The sequence below is a fragment of the Syntrophotalea acetylenica genome, from assembly GCF_001888165.1.
In the GTDB taxonomy this organism is placed as follows: domain Bacteria; phylum Desulfobacterota; class Desulfuromonadia; order Desulfuromonadales; family Syntrophotaleaceae; genus Syntrophotalea; species Syntrophotalea acetylenica.
Genome location: NZ_CP015455.1, coordinates 1923199 through 1939114 on the forward strand (window position 1 = coordinate 1923199; position 15916 = coordinate 1939114).

General features: G+C 57.1%; 17 protein-coding genes. 1 reads left to right on the plus strand and 16 read right to left on the minus strand.

The features are described from left to right. Window positions 1-8: 8 nt before the first annotated feature. The 15 genes from A6070_RS08880 to A6070_RS08950 all read right to left on the minus strand — a co-directional run bounded on the left by A6070_RS08880 (window position 9) and on the right by A6070_RS08950 (window position 14180). Window positions 9-650, minus strand: coding sequence for an MBL fold metallo-hydrolase (locus A6070_RS08880; protein WP_072285429.1), 642 nt, complete (start codon window positions 648-650; stop codon window positions 9-11). After that, entirely contained in the window at window positions 647-1798 is a 1152-nt protein-coding gene (locus A6070_RS08885; protein WP_072287939.1) for a 3'-5' exoribonuclease YhaM family protein, read from the minus strand. Before A6070_RS08885 ends, A6070_RS08880 begins: the two co-directional genes overlap by 4 nt. Continuing rightward, on the minus strand, window positions 1795-3387 hold the full coding sequence (locus tag A6070_RS08890; protein WP_072285430.1) for an NAD(P)/FAD-dependent oxidoreductase: 1593 nt from the start codon (window positions 3385-3387) through the stop codon (window positions 1795-1797). Before A6070_RS08890 ends, A6070_RS08885 begins: the two co-directional genes overlap by 4 nt. 43 nt (window positions 3388-3430) lie before the next feature. After that, window positions 3431-4606 (minus strand): response regulator, encoded by a 1176-nt coding sequence (locus A6070_RS08895; RefSeq protein ID WP_072285431.1) that lies wholly within the window; start codon window positions 4604-4606, stop codon window positions 3431-3433. A 189-nt stretch (window positions 4607-4795) separates the two neighbouring features. Next, window positions 4796-5242, minus strand: a complete 447-nt coding sequence (locus A6070_RS08900) for a universal stress protein (protein WP_072285432.1) — start codon at window positions 5240-5242, stop codon at window positions 4796-4798. Between the two features lie 16 nt (window positions 5243-5258). Further along, the gene (locus A6070_RS08905; protein WP_072287940.1) at window positions 5259-5651 is read right to left on the minus strand and encodes a response regulator; all 393 of its coding nucleotides are present in this window, start codon (window positions 5649-5651) and stop codon (window positions 5259-5261) included. 172 nt (window positions 5652-5823) lie between these two features. Next, window positions 5824-6639, minus strand: a complete 816-nt coding sequence (locus tag A6070_RS08910; protein ID WP_072285433.1) for a purine-nucleoside phosphorylase — start codon at window positions 6637-6639, stop codon at window positions 5824-5826. Continuing rightward, on the minus strand, window positions 6629-7561 hold the full coding sequence (locus tag A6070_RS08915) for a helix-turn-helix domain-containing protein (RefSeq protein WP_072285434.1): 933 nt from the start codon (window positions 7559-7561) through the stop codon (window positions 6629-6631). Before A6070_RS08915 ends, A6070_RS08910 begins: the two co-directional genes overlap by 11 nt. An 11-nt stretch (window positions 7562-7572) precedes the next feature. After that, on the minus strand, window positions 7573-8346 hold the full coding sequence (locus tag A6070_RS08920) for a tetratricopeptide repeat protein (RefSeq protein ID WP_072285435.1): 774 nt from the start codon (window positions 8344-8346) through the stop codon (window positions 7573-7575). Window positions 8347-8377: 31 nt separating this feature from the next. Beyond that, window positions 8378-9250, minus strand: a complete 873-nt coding sequence (gene mtnP, locus A6070_RS08925) for an S-methyl-5'-thioadenosine phosphorylase (protein ID WP_072285436.1) — start codon at window positions 9248-9250, stop codon at window positions 8378-8380. Beyond that, a complete protein-coding gene (gene rlmN / locus A6070_RS08930) occupies window positions 9247-10344 on the minus strand; it encodes a dual-specificity RNA methyltransferase RlmN (protein ID WP_083558400.1) in 1098 nt (365 codons plus the stop codon). Before rlmN ends, mtnP begins: the two co-directional genes overlap by 4 nt. Before the next feature lie 137 nt (window positions 10345-10481). Beyond that, a complete protein-coding gene (gene ndk / locus A6070_RS08935) occupies window positions 10482-10895 on the minus strand; it encodes a nucleoside-diphosphate kinase (RefSeq protein WP_072285437.1) in 414 nt (137 codons plus the stop codon). Window positions 10896-10963: 68 nt separating this feature from the next. Continuing rightward, on the minus strand, window positions 10964-11839 hold the full coding sequence (gene hisG / locus A6070_RS08940; protein WP_072285438.1) for an ATP phosphoribosyltransferase: 876 nt from the start codon (window positions 11837-11839) through the stop codon (window positions 10964-10966). Next, window positions 11836-12213: a phosphoribosyl-AMP cyclohydrolase gene (gene hisI, locus A6070_RS08945; RefSeq protein WP_072287942.1), complete on the minus strand. Its 378-nt coding sequence runs from the start codon at window positions 12211-12213 to the stop codon at window positions 11836-11838. Before hisI ends, hisG begins: the two co-directional genes overlap by 4 nt. 170 nt (window positions 12214-12383) lie before the next feature. Next, complete coding sequence (locus tag A6070_RS08950; RefSeq protein WP_072285439.1) at window positions 12384-14180, minus strand: sensor histidine kinase; 1797 nt, start codon at window positions 14178-14180, stop codon at window positions 12384-12386. Window positions 14181-14613: 433 nt separating this feature from the next. On the opposite strand from A6070_RS08950, the gene A6070_RS08955 reads away from it, so the two are divergent. Continuing rightward, complete coding sequence (locus A6070_RS08955; RefSeq protein WP_235605437.1) at window positions 14614-15510, plus strand: L,D-transpeptidase family protein; 897 nt, start codon at window positions 14614-14616, stop codon at window positions 15508-15510. Window positions 15511-15586: 76 nt separating this feature from the next. On the opposite strand, the gene A6070_RS08960 is transcribed toward A6070_RS08955, so the two are convergent. After that, complete coding sequence (locus A6070_RS08960) at window positions 15587-15895, minus strand: hypothetical protein (RefSeq protein ID WP_072285441.1); 309 nt, start codon at window positions 15893-15895, stop codon at window positions 15587-15589. Between the last annotated feature and the right edge of the window lie 21 nt (window positions 15896-15916).

Genomic DNA, 15916 nt, shown 5'->3' on the forward strand with positions numbered 1-15916 from the left:
TGCCTCCCTCAATCAAAATAATTCAGGAACGGATTGCCGCGCCGCTCGTGGCCGATGGTCGTCTGCGGACCGTGGCCGGGATAGACCAGGGTGTGGTCGGGCAGCGTCAGCAGCCGATCCTGCAAACCCTTGAGCAATGTCAGATGGTCGCCGCCTGGCAGGTCGGTCCTGCCGATAGAGCCGGCGAACAGCACATCGCCGGCAAACAGGGCATCGCCGCAGCTGAGACAGACACTGCCGGGCGAATGTCCCGGCACATGGATGACCTGCAGGGCCATGCAACCGACTTCCAGCACCTCGCCATCCTGCAGGAACCGGCTCGGCTCGGGGGAAGGGTCGATCCGGGACAGCCCGAATGCCGCAGCATGTTCCGACGCAGACCTCAGCAGCGGCAGGTCCGCCGAATGCAGCAGCAGTTCGGCATTGGTTGCCTCGACAAGAGTGCGATTGCCGCCGATGTGATCGAAGTGACCATGGGTATTGATAACGGTCTTCAACACCATTTGCTGCGCTTCGAGCATGGCCAGGATCCGGTCACCGTCTCCGCCCGGATCGATGACAATGGCCTGGCGGGTCCGCGGACACCCCAACAGGTAACAGTTGACGCCAAGTGGTCCCGTAACAACAGATGCTTGCCAGAACGCGCTCAATGGTCATCCCTCTCGTTCAGATTGAAAAGATCCAGGTTTTTCCCGCGCAACTGGTCCCCGATGGCGCAATTGAATCCTCTCCGGCGGCGCTCGGCCGGCTGCCGCCTCGTTTCGGCCGTTGCCGTGTCCGTGGCGGGGACGCCGCACTCCGGTGCTGCGGTGGCGGGGCAGCCACCCTCATCTAACAACAGGGGTGCGACGGAACCGGTCTTGTAGAAATAGCGATCATAGATGCGATGGTAGCCGGTCCAGGACTCGTCGCTGTCCGGTTCTTTATCGATATGTGCCTGGATACCGTTAATCTTGGAATCGAGATCGTCAAGATAGTTGAGGATGGTGGCTTCCAGTGTCTTGGGTCGTTTCGGGGAACCGTATTCGTATTGCCCATGGTGGGACAGCAGCAGATGTTTCAGTAGCAGCGCCGTTTCCGGCGGGAAATCCTCGACCTGCGCCAGCTTGCTGTCGAGCATCTGAAACCCGATGGCAATGTGCCCCAGAAGCTTGCCTGCATCGGTATAGCCGAAGCTCCTCTCATAACAGAGCTCGGCCACCTTGCCGATATCGTGCAGCAGAGCGCCGGTCAGCAGAAGATCCCTGTTGACGGATGGATAGTGGCGACAGATGTCATCCACCAGGCGGGCCACTGCCAGGGAGTGATCCAGCAATCCGCCCAGATAGACATGATGAATGGCCTTGGCCGCCGGGGCACTGGCGTAACCATGCATGAACGACTCGTCGGCAAGGAACCGCTCCATCAGGGTTTTCAGGCAGGGGGTGGTGAGACTCTCGATCCAGGCACCGAGTTCCGACAGCATGTCGGCCTTGCTCCGCGTGGCCACCGGCATGTAATCGCCCAGATCGACCTGTGAATCCTCGAGCTTTTTCAGATCCTGCACGACCAGCTGCATTTTCCCGAGGTACAGACTGGCTTTACCCTGCACCTGCACAAAGTCATCCTTGTCAAAAGCTCCTGATAGTTCCTCGACGCGGTCCCAGACACGCCCTTCGATTTCCCCGGTGCGGTCCATCAGCTTGATGGTGAGGTAGGGCTTGCCGTTGCGCGCCATGGCGGTAATTTTTTCTCGTACCAGGAAGGATTCCTGAACAATATCCCGGTCCCTGATCTGACCCGCATAAACTTTTTTCACCTGCATCTCCCGGTTGGTACAGAACGGATGATTTGTTCTCCGATATGGATGCCGTCAAGGGCTGCACTCATGATGCCCCCGGCATAGCCGGCCCCTTCGCCCGCAGGGAAAAGGCCGGGATGGGAAACGGACTGTCCGTCACTCCCGCGCAAAATTCTCAAAGGCGCCGAGGTTCGCGTTTCGATGCCTACCAGTGTCGCATCGCCGGTAATGAACCCTCGCATGCGCCGATCGAAATGGGGCAGGGCCCGACGTAGCCCGATCGTCACAAAGTCGGGCAGCGCCTCGGCGAGCTCCGCTTCGCATACGCCCGGACGACAAGTCGAGTGCAAAGGGCCGCTGCCACTGCCGAGAAATGCCAGCAGGTTCTGAGCCGGGGCACGGAAGGTCCCGCCGCCCAGGGCGAAGGCCTGCCGTTCCCAGCGGCGCTGAAAACGCACGCCGGCCAAAGCGTCGTGGTCATCGAAATCATCGGGGCGCACCGCAACCACCAGGGCGCTGTTGGACATTTCGCCGTCGCGCCGCAGGTAACTCATGCCATTGACAACCATGCCGTCCGGCTCGGAGGAAGCCACCACGACCTCGCCACCCGGGCACATACAGAAGGAATAGATTCCTCGTCCGGTCTGGGGGTCGTTCCATGTCAGGGCATACTCTGCCGCCGGGAGCCTCGGATAGCGTGCATGGCCAAACTGGATGCGGTTGATCAGCTCCGTCGGGTGCTCCACCCGCACACCCACCGCGAAAGGCTTGGCCTCCATGGCCACCCCTGCCGACCGGAGCATGTGATAGGTATCCCGCGCGCTATGGCCGCAGGCCAGCAGCAGGCTGTCGCAAGGCATTTCCTCCCTTCCGTCGAGAATCCCCCCCGTGATGCCTCCTTCATGGACCACCAGGGAACTGAGCCGGGTCCTGTAACGGATATCGACCCCCAGTTCGGTCAGCATCTGACGAAACCGGATCAGCACCAGGCGCAGCCGATCCGTTCCGACATGCGGCTTGGATTCGATGAGAATGTCTTGCGGCGCCCCGCATGCCACCAGTGTTTCCAGAACCGCCCTGTGCCAGGGGTGCCTGACCCTCGTGGTCAGCTTGCCGTCGGAAAAGGTACCTGCGCCGCCTTCGCCAAAAACGATGTTACTGTCGGGGTCAAAGTGACCCTCGCTGCGAAATCGCCGCACGTCCCTGACCCGACTCTCGACAGGACCGCCACGCTCCACCAGCGTAACCCGTGCGCCGCTGCGGGCCAGCCTCCAGGCGGCAAACAGGCCTGCCGGACCCATGCCTACGACCAGCACCCGCCATGGCCGGAGCAACGGCACAATCAGCGGCAAAGTCGGCGCTTCAGCTTTTTGCAGGCGGGAAAGACCGCGATGACGCTGTAGCAGCGCAGCTTCGTCGGCTACCTCGAACTGAACATTGAACACGCGCAGAATACGGTTTTTCCGCCGCGCGTCGATACCGCGGCGGACAATCCTGAGGTTTTTAAGCGCGTCGGGAGCGACGCCGAGTTCCTCGCCGATGCGCAACGGCAGCAACCCCTCGCCCTCGTCAAGGGTCAGTGCGATTTCTCGTAACAACAGGGACATGATGCTCAGATAGTCCAGTAGGATTGAGGAGCAGTAACCTTGTTCAGCAGCATGACACAGCAAGAGGGAACTCGAGATTGAAAACCGTCCCTTCCCCTTCGGTGCTGCGGACACTGATATGGCCTTGATAAGTCTTGACGATGCGCAATACCACCGACAAACCGAAACCGGTGCCCTTGGCCTTGGTTGTGAAGAACGGATCAAAGATCTTGGTCAGATTTTCTTTCGGAATCCCGCTGCCGGTGTCGGAAACCGCTATGGAAACCTTGTTGCTGTCGTACCGCACCGTCACCCCCAGACACCCGCCGTGCTGCATCTCGTACAGAGAGTTGGCGAAAAGATTATTGAAAATCTGCTCGATTTCACCGATATCCGCCATGATCGGAGGCGGCACCTGTTCATATTGTCGTTCAACTTTTACATGGCAGGATTTCAGCTGCTCGTCAAAACCATCCAGGATACGATCGATGGTTTCGACCAGGCAGACAGGCTTGAGTGTGACTTTCGGGCCCTTGCTGGCATCCAGAAGCTTGGACAGGATCGCGTCGATACGATCAACCTCGTACAGCAATTTATCGATGTAGCCGGATTTTTCGGCATCATGGGCCAGTACCGGTTTCAGAATCTGGGCGAACAGGCCGATAGCATTGAGAGGGTTGCGGATTTCATGGGCCATGCCGGCCGAAACATGGCCAAGGGCTGCGAGTTTCTCAGCCTGCAGGATTTCCGCATGCGCCAGTTCAAGTTCTCGGGTTTTTTCCGCGACGCGACGCTCCAGCTCCAGGTTCCAGCTTTCGATTTCGTTTAACAGCCGTTCCCGTTCCTGACGCAACTCCCGATTGTGTATCTCGATGCGCCGGATACGAAGGACATTTTCAATCCTTTCTACAAGATCCTGGTTTTTGAAGGGCTTGAGAATATAATCAGCAGCGCCGGCCTTCATAACCTCCACGGCGATCTGCTCGCTGCCTTTGCCGGTCAGCATGATGACGTAGGTGTCGGGATGATGCTGCCGCAGATATCGCAGGGTCGTCATGCCGTCCATAACAGGCATCATGTAGTCAAGCAGCACCAGGGCAGGCGACTGCCGCGAGACAATCTTCAGGCACTCCTGACCGCTCTGGGCCGTGAGCACCTCAAAGCCGCGACTGGTCAGCACCATCCTCGCCAACTGCAGGATTATTGCCTCGTCGTCCACCACCAGAATCCGGTTGGGCATACCTGTCTCCACTGAAGGCTGAAAAAACGCCGTAACGCCATCGGGCGGCCCTTATACAACGCCTTCAAGGATAACCTTCACCAATTCGCGAATGCAAGGGGGAAATACCGACTGGCCAGCAACCCTGCGCATGGCAAAAAAAAGAGGCGACCACCTGTCGCCTCGCAGACATTTGAAACCGGGAAGGAATCAGTTCGGCACCCGGACGGTCATGACCGGAACCGGGGATTTGCGCACCACCTTTTCCGCCGTGCTGCCGAACAGCACATGATCCAGGCCGGAGCGCCCCTGCGTGCCCATGATAATGAGATCGGCGGACAACTCCCGGGCCTTTTTGATGATCTCGTCAAACGGGATCCCCGGCAGAATGAAGGTCTGGTAATTTTCAAAATCTTCCAGGTGCATGACGCAAAACTTTTCCATCATCTTTCGCGCGCCTTCTTCGATTTCCTCTTCCAGGGACTCAAAAGAGATGTGGGGAACGTAAAATCCCTTGAGATCCACCGGTTCGTTGATAACGTGCACGATGGCGAGCAGAGCCTGGTACTTACGCGCCATGGCCAGCGCATATCCAAAAGCGTACTCGGAGTTTTCAGAAAAATCCGTGGCAAAGAGAATCGTTTTGAAATCCTTCATTATCCCCCAGAAATAGTCAGTTCGCTCTGGCCGATCGGTTCTCCGCCAGCATCTTGTGCATGATGTTTTTCAGCTCATCGACCTTGACCGGCTTATGAATGTATTCAAATGCGCCCAGCTGAATCGCCTCGAGATACGATTCGACACCGCCGTAGGCTGTCACCATGATCACCCGCGTGCTGGGGTAGTGGCGATTCAGTTCACGAAGGAAGGACAGACCATTCATTTCGGGCATCCTCAAATCGCTGATGACCACATTGACCTTATGCTGACGAAGAAATTCCAGAGCTTCATAGCCATTGGCGACACTGTCAACCTCGTATCCTTCTTCCTGCAGAATGGCGCGCAAGGCGATCCGGGCATTTTCCTCATCATCCACGACCAGAACCTTCTCATGACTCTGCACCAGTGCCACCCCCCTTCCTTATTTTTGCCTAAAGCATATCACCGCCGCAGGGGCTGTCAAGTGCTTGCTGAATCTTTACAAATCGTGGATTATTCAGTTTTTTCAATAGGTTGCTGGCACTTGCGGGTATGTGGAGACAAACGGCAAAAGCAGCAGTCAAATCGCGGCGCAAAGATCATCGCCACCACAACCGGCACAGCAGTTCAAGCAAAACCGCAAGCTGTCGGACGCCCGTTTGACCAACAGCAAGAACATCGTCATGTCGAAGGGTTCTGGTTGCCAGCCCCGCCGCCCGGTTGGTTACGAAACTCAATCCGACGAGTTCCATGCCGAAATAACCGGCCATGATGGCCTCCGCCACCAGCGACATGGAAACGGCATCGGCACCCAGTCGTCCCAGAGCGCGCACTTCGGCCGGGGTCTCGTAACTCGGCCCGGCTACGGCTGCCAGCACCCCCTGGTAAAGAGTCATGCCCCGCGCCAGGGCCTGCTGGTGCAGATCCGGATAAAGATCACCGCGGTAGAGGTGGCAGAGATCGATAAAGATATCGCCCGGCATCCCTCGAAGAGGATTGTCTCCCGACAGGTTGATATGGTCCTGGACAAACATGAAGCGGCCGGGCTGCAGGTCAGAATGGATGCCGCCAACGGCATTGGTCAAGAGCAGGCGCCGGCAGCCCAGAGCATGAGCAAGCCTTACAGGCATGGCCGACTGCCAGGCTGAAAAACCCTGGTAAAGGTGGAAACGCCCCTGAAATAGCAGCACTCTGCGTCCATGCAGGGTCCCGGCAACCAGCCGCCCGGCATGTCCGGCTACGGCACCGCGGGGAAAACAATCGAAGTCCCGGTAATCCCACAGGCCTGTTACGGCCACATGCTCCGCTGCCGCGCCAAGGCCCGACCCCAAAATGATGGCCAGGTCAAGCGGTTCGTCCCCGAAACCGGAATGCACCGCCGCAACCGCGGAAGCAAGGTTTTCCTCATGGTGCATCGCTCATGCCTTCAACGTCCGCGGAACCAGCCGTCGGTGAAGGGGCATCGGCCGTAGCCGACAATCGCGCGAAAACCACTGTACATGCGCCTGGCAGAGATACTTCACGACCATCGACCCAGGCCTGCATGCCACCGGCAATGTCGAGCCGAATGATGGCAGACTCGCGGATCGTCCACTCGACAAGAGTGCCATCCTGCATATCGTAGCTTTGCAGGGGCCGTTGATCGGCTTCGATCTCCAACCATCCGGCGCCCTTCGCGGCCAGGCGGAAAATGCTGCCGCCATCGGCCAGGGGAAAAGTGATCATCCGCGAATCCAGGGCCAGCTCTGCGCGGGATGGGCTGATCAGGGGTTGGGCCGGCACGGGGCCGGCAACAACCGGCGCGGCCGGTACGGAAACATTTGTGCTGGTCTGGCCGCTTGCCTCATCGGCAGTTTCTTCAATGGAAGCTTCTGCGCCGTCGGATTTCTCGACTTTTGGAGCAAACTTGCCGGCGATGCCGATAATCAGCAATCCGATAACCACCGAAAGCAGCGCGCCGATCGCAAGATACCACCAGAACCGGCCTGTGCCGCGGTATCTGAAACGTCGGTCCGAGAGCAAAGCATCCGGCTCGGATGGACCGTCATCCGCCTGTGAAGCCGGACGAACCTGCCGGTAGGCAGCGACCAGCGGCGCAGGGTCGAGCTGCAGCAACACCGCATACTGTCTCAAAAAGCCAACCGCATAGGGAGCTGGGGGCAATTTCTCCAAGTCGCCGTTTTCAAATGCTTGCAGATAAGTCTGGCGGATGCGGCTCTGCTCCGCCATCGCATGCAAGGTCAGGCCGCGGGCCTCGCGCGCCATGCGCAACTGCGTGCCAAAGTCCGGAAAGGCGGGCATTTCAGCGGAAACAGTTTTCTGAGTGGTTTCATCCATGGTCTTTCACCTCACTGCAGCATATCGAGATAATCACCGGCGCGCAGCCCCAGTTCAGACTCGGGAATCAGTTCCGTCACTCTGGTAAAAGATTGCCGGGCCTTTTGCATATCGCCGTTTTTCATAAAAGCCAGTCCCATAAGAAAGTGCAGGCGGCCGTATTGCGGAGACAAAACCAGCGCCTTGCGATACTCAACCAACGCCCGGTCCACCTGTCCCAACACGCTCAGTACCTCTCCAAGACGCAGGTAGGCTTCAACATACTGCGGATTCTTGCCCAGGGCTTCCCGGTAGGCCGACACCGCTCCCAGATAATCGCTTTTAAGAAAGCGCGCGATGCCGATCCCCGTCAGGGGGATCTCCGGGCTGGGGAACAACAGATTGTTCACTGCCTTTTCCAGGTACGTCAGAGCCTCGTCCGGTCGTTGCATATCCAGATACAAGGTGCCGATATTGTTATGAAACCGTGGTTCATCCGGTCGCATCCGAATGGCGTTCAGGTAATGTTTTTCCGCTTCGGCATAAGCTTTTTTCCGGTGATAGGCCTGGGCCAGTCCTTCCTGGATATCGGGATTTCGCCTGTCCAGTTTTTCCGCTTCCAGAAAACTGGCCAACGCCGAGGTCGGGTTGTTGTTTTTCAGCTCGGCCACGCCGAGAGTGTACTGTACCTGCGCATTGTCGGACATACTCAAACCCTTGCCGCCGGCAGGCGCGCAGCCGCTTGCCAGCAACGGCAGTATCAGCAGGCACCATTTCAGAAACTTGATTTTTCCAGATATACGCACCTTGAAGCCCCCCATTGAGCAGATCAACGGATTATTGGAGATATTTGCCAAGCAGCAGTTCGAGCCTGGCGCGCGTCGCCGGCGGGATCACTGCGGGATCGTTCATGATGGCGTAACGCAACGCTTCTTTGCAGGCGCAGGCCCTATCGTGACTGGTGGCCAGAATTTCCGCCGCGTGGCGAATGATAAGACGTGCCATGGCGACATTCTGCCTTACCATGGCCACCACCGCATCAACGGAAACATCGTCGTGCCCTTCGTGCCAACAGTCGTAATCGGTTGCCAGGGCGATGGTACCGTAACAGATCTCGGCTTCGCGCGCCAGTCGCGCTTCAGGAATGTTGGTCATGCCGATAATATCCACACCCCAGCTGCGATAAATCTTCGATTCGGCGCGGGTGGAAAAATTGGGGCCCTCGATACAGAGGTAGGTGCCCCCCTCATGTACCGTGGCACCGGCTTTGCGGCCCGCTTCCGCCAGGGTTCGGGAAAGGTCGCGGCATACCGGATCGGCAAATTGCACATGCCCGACAATGCCTTCTCCGAAAAAAGAGGAAACGCGCCGGCCCTGGGTGCGGTCGAAAAACTGGTCAGGAACGACGATATGCCCCGGCGCTATGTGCTCTTGCATGCTGCCGACTGCCGACACGGAAATGATGCGCTCGACTCCGAGCTGCTTCATGCCATGGATGTTGGCGCGATAGGGCACTTCCGAGGGCATCAGGCGATGGCCACGGCCGTGACGCGGCAGAAAAACCAGCTGCACGTCTTGCAGTTCACCGACTACAAATACATCGGATGGTTTACCAAAAGGCGTGGAAACCGCAACTTCGCGAAGGTCGCTGAGCCCTTCCATATCGTAAAGACCACTGCCGCCGATAACCCCTATGATGGTCTGCTTCATCTGTTACCTCTCTTTGAGGAATGCTCCGGCGATGACGAATCAACGCTGGATTGCCGCGATTGTGCCGCCGTCAGTTTTCCCTTGAGCTGGCCGCAGGCTGCGGCGATATCCTGCCCCTTGCTGGCCCGGCGCACCGCCACCATACCGCGGTCCAGCAGATACCCCTGGAACCGGGAAACAGACTCCTCCGCGGGCGCCTTGAAGGGAGACGCAGGATGCTCGTTATAAGGAATGAGGTTGACCTTGGCCTTTATACCATGCAAAAGCTTTACCAGTCGGCGGGCATCCTGCTCCGAATCGTTGGTGTCCCGGATGAGAATATATTCAAAGGTGATGCGTTGCCTGGGCTGCAGAGGATATTCCCGACAGGCCTTCATCAGTTCAGCGAGAGGATAGCGGCGGTTTATCGGCATCAGACGGTTGCGCACCTCGTCGGTGGTAGCATTGAGCGACACCGCCAGATTGACGCGAATACGGCGTCCCAGCTCCAGCATTTCGGGCACCAGGCCGGCTGTCGACAAGGTGACTTTTCTGGGACTGAAATCAAACCCTTCGGGGGTATAGAGGATCTGTAGGGCTTTGACGACATTGTCGAGGTTATGCAGTGGTTCACCCATTCCCATGAGCACGATGTTGTTGACAGGAGCTTCGGCCATGGCGGCACACACCTGATTGACGATTTCCGCCGGCGCGAGATGGCGCACCAGCCCGAAGCTGCCGGTGTGACAAAATACGCAGCCCATGGCACATCCCACCTGCGTCGAAATGCACAGTGTGCAGCGATGATCCTCCATGGGAATACGCACCGTTTCGACGGTTTCGCCATCTTCCAGGCGAAACAGATATTTTCGGGTGCCGTCCTGGCTTTCTTCAACGGTTTCGGGCACCAGATGCGATATACGCGCACGCTGGCTCAACTGGGACCGCAACTCTTTGGACAGATCGCTCATGGCCTCGAAATCCTGAGCCAGACGGCCATACATCCAGCGCATGATTTGGCGGGCACGGAAACGCTCCTTGCCCATGCCGGCAAGAAATTCTGTCAGTTCCTCAAGGGTGAGATTCTTCAGATCAATCAGGGAAGCGTTGTTCATGCTGTATTCCAAACGGCTACGCAAGCCAGCAGATTCTCAATAAAAAACCCTCCAGATTGTATCCGAAGGGCTCCCCGGGCACAAGGCCCTATCCTGAACTATCCTATCCTGCGAGGCCCGCATCGGGCCAAACAGCTCTACAGCAGTTCCATGCCGGAAAAGAAATAGCCAACCTCGAAGAGGGCGGTTTCCGGCGCATCGGAACCATGCACCGCATTGCGCCCGAGCGAAGTTCCAAACTGGTTGCGCAGCGTCCCGGCAGGAGCTGTGGTGGGGTTTGTAGCCCCCATCAGATCCCGCCATCTGCGAATCGCAGCCTCGGCTTCCAGCACCATGACAATGCAGGGTCCGCTGCTCATGAATCCTTTCAGATCGTCAAAAAAAGGCTTATCGGCATGCACGTGGTAAAACCCGGCAGCCTGCTGCTCGGAGAGATGCAGTTTTTTCAGGCCGACAACCTGAAAATCCTCCTCGTAAATTCGCGCAAGAATATGTCCGGCGTGACCGGCGGCAAAGGCATCGGGTTTGATGATAGCCAGGGTTCTTTCCATGGTAATCTCCGTGAGACTGAAATCCGGCACAGACAATCCCCGTGCCCTTGAAGCAAAATGCAGAGGTTTCAGATAATCTTTGTCAAGGGATATTCGATAACCCCCTGAGCACCCAGCCTGACGAGTTCGGGAATGATGCACCGCACTTCTTTTTCGTGCAGGACCGTTTCAACAGAAACCCATTCCGAACGATAAAGATTGGCCACCGTGGGCCGATTGAGGCTCGGCAGAATACGGATGATGTCTTCCACCCGATCGTGGGGAACATTCATTTTCAGGCCCACCATCTTTTCAGCACGCAAGGCGGCCTCTAGCAGGGTATGCAACTGCTCGATCTTGCAGCGCTTCCAGGGATCCTGCCAGGATTGCCTGTTGGCCAGTATCACAGGCGTCGACTCCATGAGCGTTTCAACAATCCGCAGATTGTTGGCCCGGATGGTCGAACCGGTTTCGGTTACCTCGACGATGGCATCGCACAAACCCTCGACGACCTTGGCCTCGGTAGCCCCCCAGGAAAACTCTACATTAACGTCGATGCCCCTGTCGGCGAAATAGCGTCGGGTAAAGCCGACCAACTCGGTGGAAATGGTCTTCCCCCCGAGATCCTCCAGTTTCCGTACCGGCGAGTCGTTCGTCACCACCAGTACCCAGCGGGCCGGGCGTCGGGAAACCTTGGAATACACCAGGTCGCTGATGATTTCGACATCCGAGTCGTTCTCCACGACCCAGTCCCTCCCGGCGATGCCGACGTCGATGGTGCCCCGCTCCACATATTTACTCATTTCCTGGCTGCGGATCAGGCTGCAACTGATTTCATCGTCGTCGATTGCAGGAAAATAATTGCGGGAGGCAATGCGGATATCCCATCCGGCCTTGCGAAAAAGATCGACGGTAGCCTGCTCCAGGCTGCCTTTGGGGATGCCCAGTTTAAGTAGCCGGCTCATTTTTTGTAGACTTCATCGGGGTCGAACAGCGGTTCGGAGTGCTCCACCCATGCTCCGTTTTCCCAGTGGACATAAAAACAGCTGCGGTTGCCGGTATGGCAGGCGGCACCACCGTTCTGCTTGACCTTGATGACCAAAGCATCGGCATCGCAATCGGTAAAAACTTCCCTGACTTCCTGGGTATTTCCGGATTGTTCGCCTTTCATCCAGTACTTGTTGCGACTGCGACTGAAAAACCATGTCTTGCCGGTTTCCAGGGTCAGATTGAGGGCTTTCTCATCCAGAAATGCCACCATCAGAACCTCGTTGGTCTGATAGTCCTGAATAATGGCCGGCACCAGGCCGCCCATCTTTTCAAAGTCGATCTTGATCATCTTTGCCTCCCGACAGATCGGATCATCCTGCAACAAACGCAAAACAGCCTGATCCTTAATACAACGCGAAAACCGGACTGTCAACCGTTTCCCCGATCTGCCTGCAACAAACACCTGCTGTAACATGCCGGAAAAACATATGGATAAACCGGGAAAGGCACTGCTCGTCGTCAACGGTACAGGGGCAACTTCATATAGAAACAGCTCCCGCAGCCAGGTTTGCTCTCAAGCCAGACCCGACCGTTGTGGGCCTTGACGATTTCCCGCACCAGAGATAGCCCGAGACCGGTACCTCTCATGGTGTGATAATCGGACGGCACACGAAAAAAACGATCGAAAATCGACTCCTGGTGTTCGGCGGGGATTCCTACCCCCTGGTCCTTCACATAAAGCACAACGCCGTCGACCTCCCCATAGGCACCCACAACAATCGCTTCATTGTCGAGAGAATACTTGATGGCATTGGACAGCAGGTTGTACAGCGCGCGGTACAGCTGGTTTTCATCGCCCCGGACGGCGGGCAAAGCCTGATTGCACTGAATATGTATGCGATCCCGGCCGCGATCGGAGGAAAACATGCTCACAGCTCCGTGCAGCAGGGGAAAAACCTCGACGGGGTGAATGGAACCGACGCCGCAGCCGGCTCTGAGACGCTGGAGGTTGAGATGATTTTCCACCAGATCCTTGAGGCGTTCACTTTGCTGATGGATGATTTGCAGGAAATCTTTTTGCCCCGCCAGAACTTCCTCCGACTTGAGGAGATAGTCGGTGAACCCCAGAATCGCCGTCAGGGGCGTGCGCATTTCGTGACTGACCGCCGACAGCATATCGTCCTTGAGCTGCTCGATACGGTTGCGATCGCTGACATCCCGCAAAAAGGCGGCAAACACCCGGTGTTTTTTCCAGTTGAAGCATCCGATGGACACCTCGATATCCAAAGCATCGCCATTTTTCCGGCGATGCCTGACCTGCGGAAAATGTCGAAGGTCGCCGGATATGACCTGCTGCATGCGAAACCGGCTCTGCTCGATCTCTTCGCCGAGATCCAGCATGTCGAGAGACAAAAACTCTTCCCGCGTATAGCCATAGAGATCGAGCGCCGCCCGGTTGACATCGAGAATACGATAGGATGCCGACTCGAAAATCACGATCGCATCCGAAGAAGAAGAAAACAAAAGCCGGTATTTTTCTTCGGATTCCAGCACTTCCTGCACAGCCTGCTTATGTTCGGTCACGTCGACAAACGAAGCCATGTAGCAATGCGCCTCGCCTTCGGGATTTTCCACAACATGCGCCGAGACCTCAAAATAAGCCGGCTGCCCATCGGGTCGAACCGCCGCAACCTCGCCACTCCAGTCCCCGAATTTCTGTAAACTCCGCAACACTACCCGAGCTTTTTTGGGGTTTTTCCAAAGGCTTCCAACCTGGCGGCCGAGCAGCTCCTCGGGGTGTTGATATCCCACAAGGTCGATAAAGGATTGATTGACATAAGTCAGCAACCCTCCCATATCGGTGAAGGCAATGCCGTTGATGGAAGAGTCTATGGCGCGCCGGGCCAGTTCGAGGTCCTTTTGACGCTGCCGGCTTTCGTCAATATTCTGCAGAAAACCAATGATGTGACAGGAACCGTCCGCCCCCCGGCCGCAGATATAGCTGTAATCCCGGACCCAAAGGTAGTGTCCTTGCCGATGGCATACGCGGTATTCAATCCGCACCGGTTGGTCCGAACGCAGAATGCGGTACATTGCCTGCAGGGCATCGCCACGATCCTGCGGGTGGATGCGAGCCGCCCAGCTTTGCAGGTCGCTGCCCATTTCATCCCGCGAAAAACCGAACAGCCGGCTGCATTGATCGGACCAGTCAAGCTTGCCCCCCGGGTGGTGCAATTCATAGACAACGCCGTCGAAAGCCTGGGACAGGGCCTGAAATTTATGCAATGAAAGATTCTGATGGAAATTGCTGTCCATTTGACCCACCGGAAAGAGTGCCACGCGCAACAACGCCGCTGTTCAGTACACTGTCTTCCCTGGCCGTCCACCAGCCGCCAAACCTCCGTCTGAAAAAACCGGAGATCGCGCGCTGACCTGAAGCATCAACGGCCGGAAGTATTGTATGCGTGAAGAATGGGACTCCGGGTGGCAGTTGGGAAAAGAAGAAAACCTGAAGGTCGAAATGAAACAGGCGGCATCCCTCTCAACACGGCATGCGATTCACAATAAATCAACTACCCATACTAACAGAAAAAAAAACAATTTTCTGAGGTGGTCATCTTTTTTTTAAAAAAAATAAAATTGCACAACATACTCCAGTTGATGGCAGGAACCGGTATCCGGACCGATTTGAGGAGCACGGCCCTTTTCCTCTCTGGCGGGTTGATGTATAACGTTTCCCATGAAATATATGACGTTATATCTGATCACCGTGACTATTCTGACCTGTACCCCGGCTTACGCCTGGTATCCGCCTTATCCCACGCAGAGCCGACTACCCGGCACGTCTGCCGATCCGGTTATCGGCCAGAACCAGCTTTACAAGGTGCGTGCCGGAGACACCCTGGTCGAACTGGCCCCAAAGGCGGGCCTGGGTTTTCTTGCCCTGCTCCGTGCCAACCCCGGCGCCGACCCCTGGCTGCTTCCGACAGGAGGAACCGTCCTTTTGCCCTATGCCTTTTTGCTGCCGCCAGGTATTCAACCCGGAATAACCGTCAACCTGGCCGAAATGCGCCTGTACTACCTGTGGCGGGAAACGCATGGCACGCACGTGCGGGTATATCCTGTCGGCATCGGCAGATCCGGATGGGATACCCCCGAAGGGAAATTTGAAATCACCCGGAAAATCGTTGACCCGGCATGGAATCCGCCCGCCTCCCTGCGCCGTGAAAACCCTCAGCTGCCGTCGCGCATCCCTCCCGGAGCTGACAATCCCCTGGGAGAATACTGGCTCGGTCTTTCAAGGGACGGTTATGGTATCCACGGCACCAACAAACCCTATGGAGTTGGACGGCGCATCAGTCACGGATGCCTGCGCCTTTACCCTGCGGATATCCGGGACCTGTTTGCACGTGTCGAGACGGGCACCGCCGTGTATATCATCAACCGTCCCCTCAAGTTCGCACACCGGGACAACCGCCTGTTCATGGAAGTTCACCGCCCGCAGGAGGCGGACAGCGAGGCCTTGTATAGGGAGGCTCTCGAACAGGTAGCCCGAATGCCCTGGCGAGGCACGATAAATCTGGAGGCCATTCGGCGGGAAATTGCGCTGGGACGGGGCGTGCCGACCCTGGTGGGCGGGGAATAACGCCAGCGAATCAGGCCAACCGGCAAAAAAAGCCCTGCAGCAGATACTGCAGGGCTGTGATGAAAACCACCAATGGTTATTTTTTCTGACACATTTCAAAAGCGCGCTCAGCTTTCTGAGCGCTGGCCTGGGCATCGGCGGCACTTTGCGCGGCCTGAGCGGCAGCGGCTTCGGCGCGCTGGGCCGAGTCCTCGGCACGCGCGGCCGCATCGCTTGCCATTCCGGCGGATACCTGGGCTTTCTGGGCCTGTTCAGCAGCCATCTGCCCCGACTGCACGGCCTGATTGAGGAGTTCCCGGTCGGTTGCGCTCATCTGAGCCGAACAGCCGCTCAATACCATAACCGACAAAGCGGCGCCACCCAGCACGATCTGCCATTTTTGCATCGTTCCACCTCCTTTGGGTTA

What these genes read in the sequence shown, in the direction of transcription:
- A6070_RS08890 (WP_072285430.1), bottom strand. Translation starts at nt 3,387, where the DNA reads ATGTCCCTGTTGTTACGAGAAATCGCACTGACCCTTGACGAGGGCGAG.
- A6070_RS08895 (WP_072285431.1), bottom strand. Translation starts at nt 4,606, where the DNA reads ATGCCCAACCGGATTCTGGTGGTGGACGACGAGGCAATAATCCTGCAG.
- A6070_RS08900 (WP_072285432.1), bottom strand. Translation starts at nt 5,242, where the DNA reads ATGAAGGATTTCAAAACGATTCTCTTTGCCACGGATTTTTCTGAAAAC.
- A6070_RS08910 (WP_072285433.1), bottom strand. Translation starts at nt 6,639, where the DNA reads ATGCACCATGAGGAAAACCTTGCTTCCGCGGTTGCGGCGGTGCATTCC.
- A6070_RS08915 (WP_072285434.1), bottom strand. Translation starts at nt 7,561, where the DNA reads ATGGATGAAACCACTCAGAAAACTGTTTCCGCTGAAATGCCCGCCTTT.
- mtnP (WP_072285436.1), bottom strand. Translation starts at nt 9,250, where the DNA reads ATGAAGCAGACCATCATAGGGGTTATCGGCGGCAGTGGTCTTTACGAT.
- rlmN (WP_083558400.1), bottom strand. Translation starts at nt 10,344, where the DNA reads ATGAACAACGCTTCCCTGATTGATCTGAAGAATCTCACCCTTGAGGAA.
- ndk (WP_072285437.1), bottom strand. Translation starts at nt 10,895, where the DNA reads ATGGAAAGAACCCTGGCTATCATCAAACCCGATGCCTTTGCCGCCGGT.
- hisG (WP_072285438.1), bottom strand. Translation starts at nt 11,839, where the DNA reads ATGAGCCGGCTACTTAAACTGGGCATCCCCAAAGGCAGCCTGGAGCAG.
- hisI (WP_072287942.1), bottom strand. Translation starts at nt 12,213, where the DNA reads ATGATCAAGATCGACTTTGAAAAGATGGGCGGCCTGGTGCCGGCCATT.
- A6070_RS08950 (WP_072285439.1), bottom strand. Translation starts at nt 14,180, where the DNA reads ATGGACAGCAATTTCCATCAGAATCTTTCATTGCATAAATTTCAGGCC.
- A6070_RS08955 (WP_235605437.1), top strand. Translation starts at nt 14,614, where the DNA reads ATGACGTTATATCTGATCACCGTGACTATTCTGACCTGTACCCCGGCT.
- A6070_RS08960 (WP_072285441.1), bottom strand. Translation starts at nt 15,895, where the DNA reads ATGCAAAAATGGCAGATCGTGCTGGGTGGCGCCGCTTTGTCGGTTATG.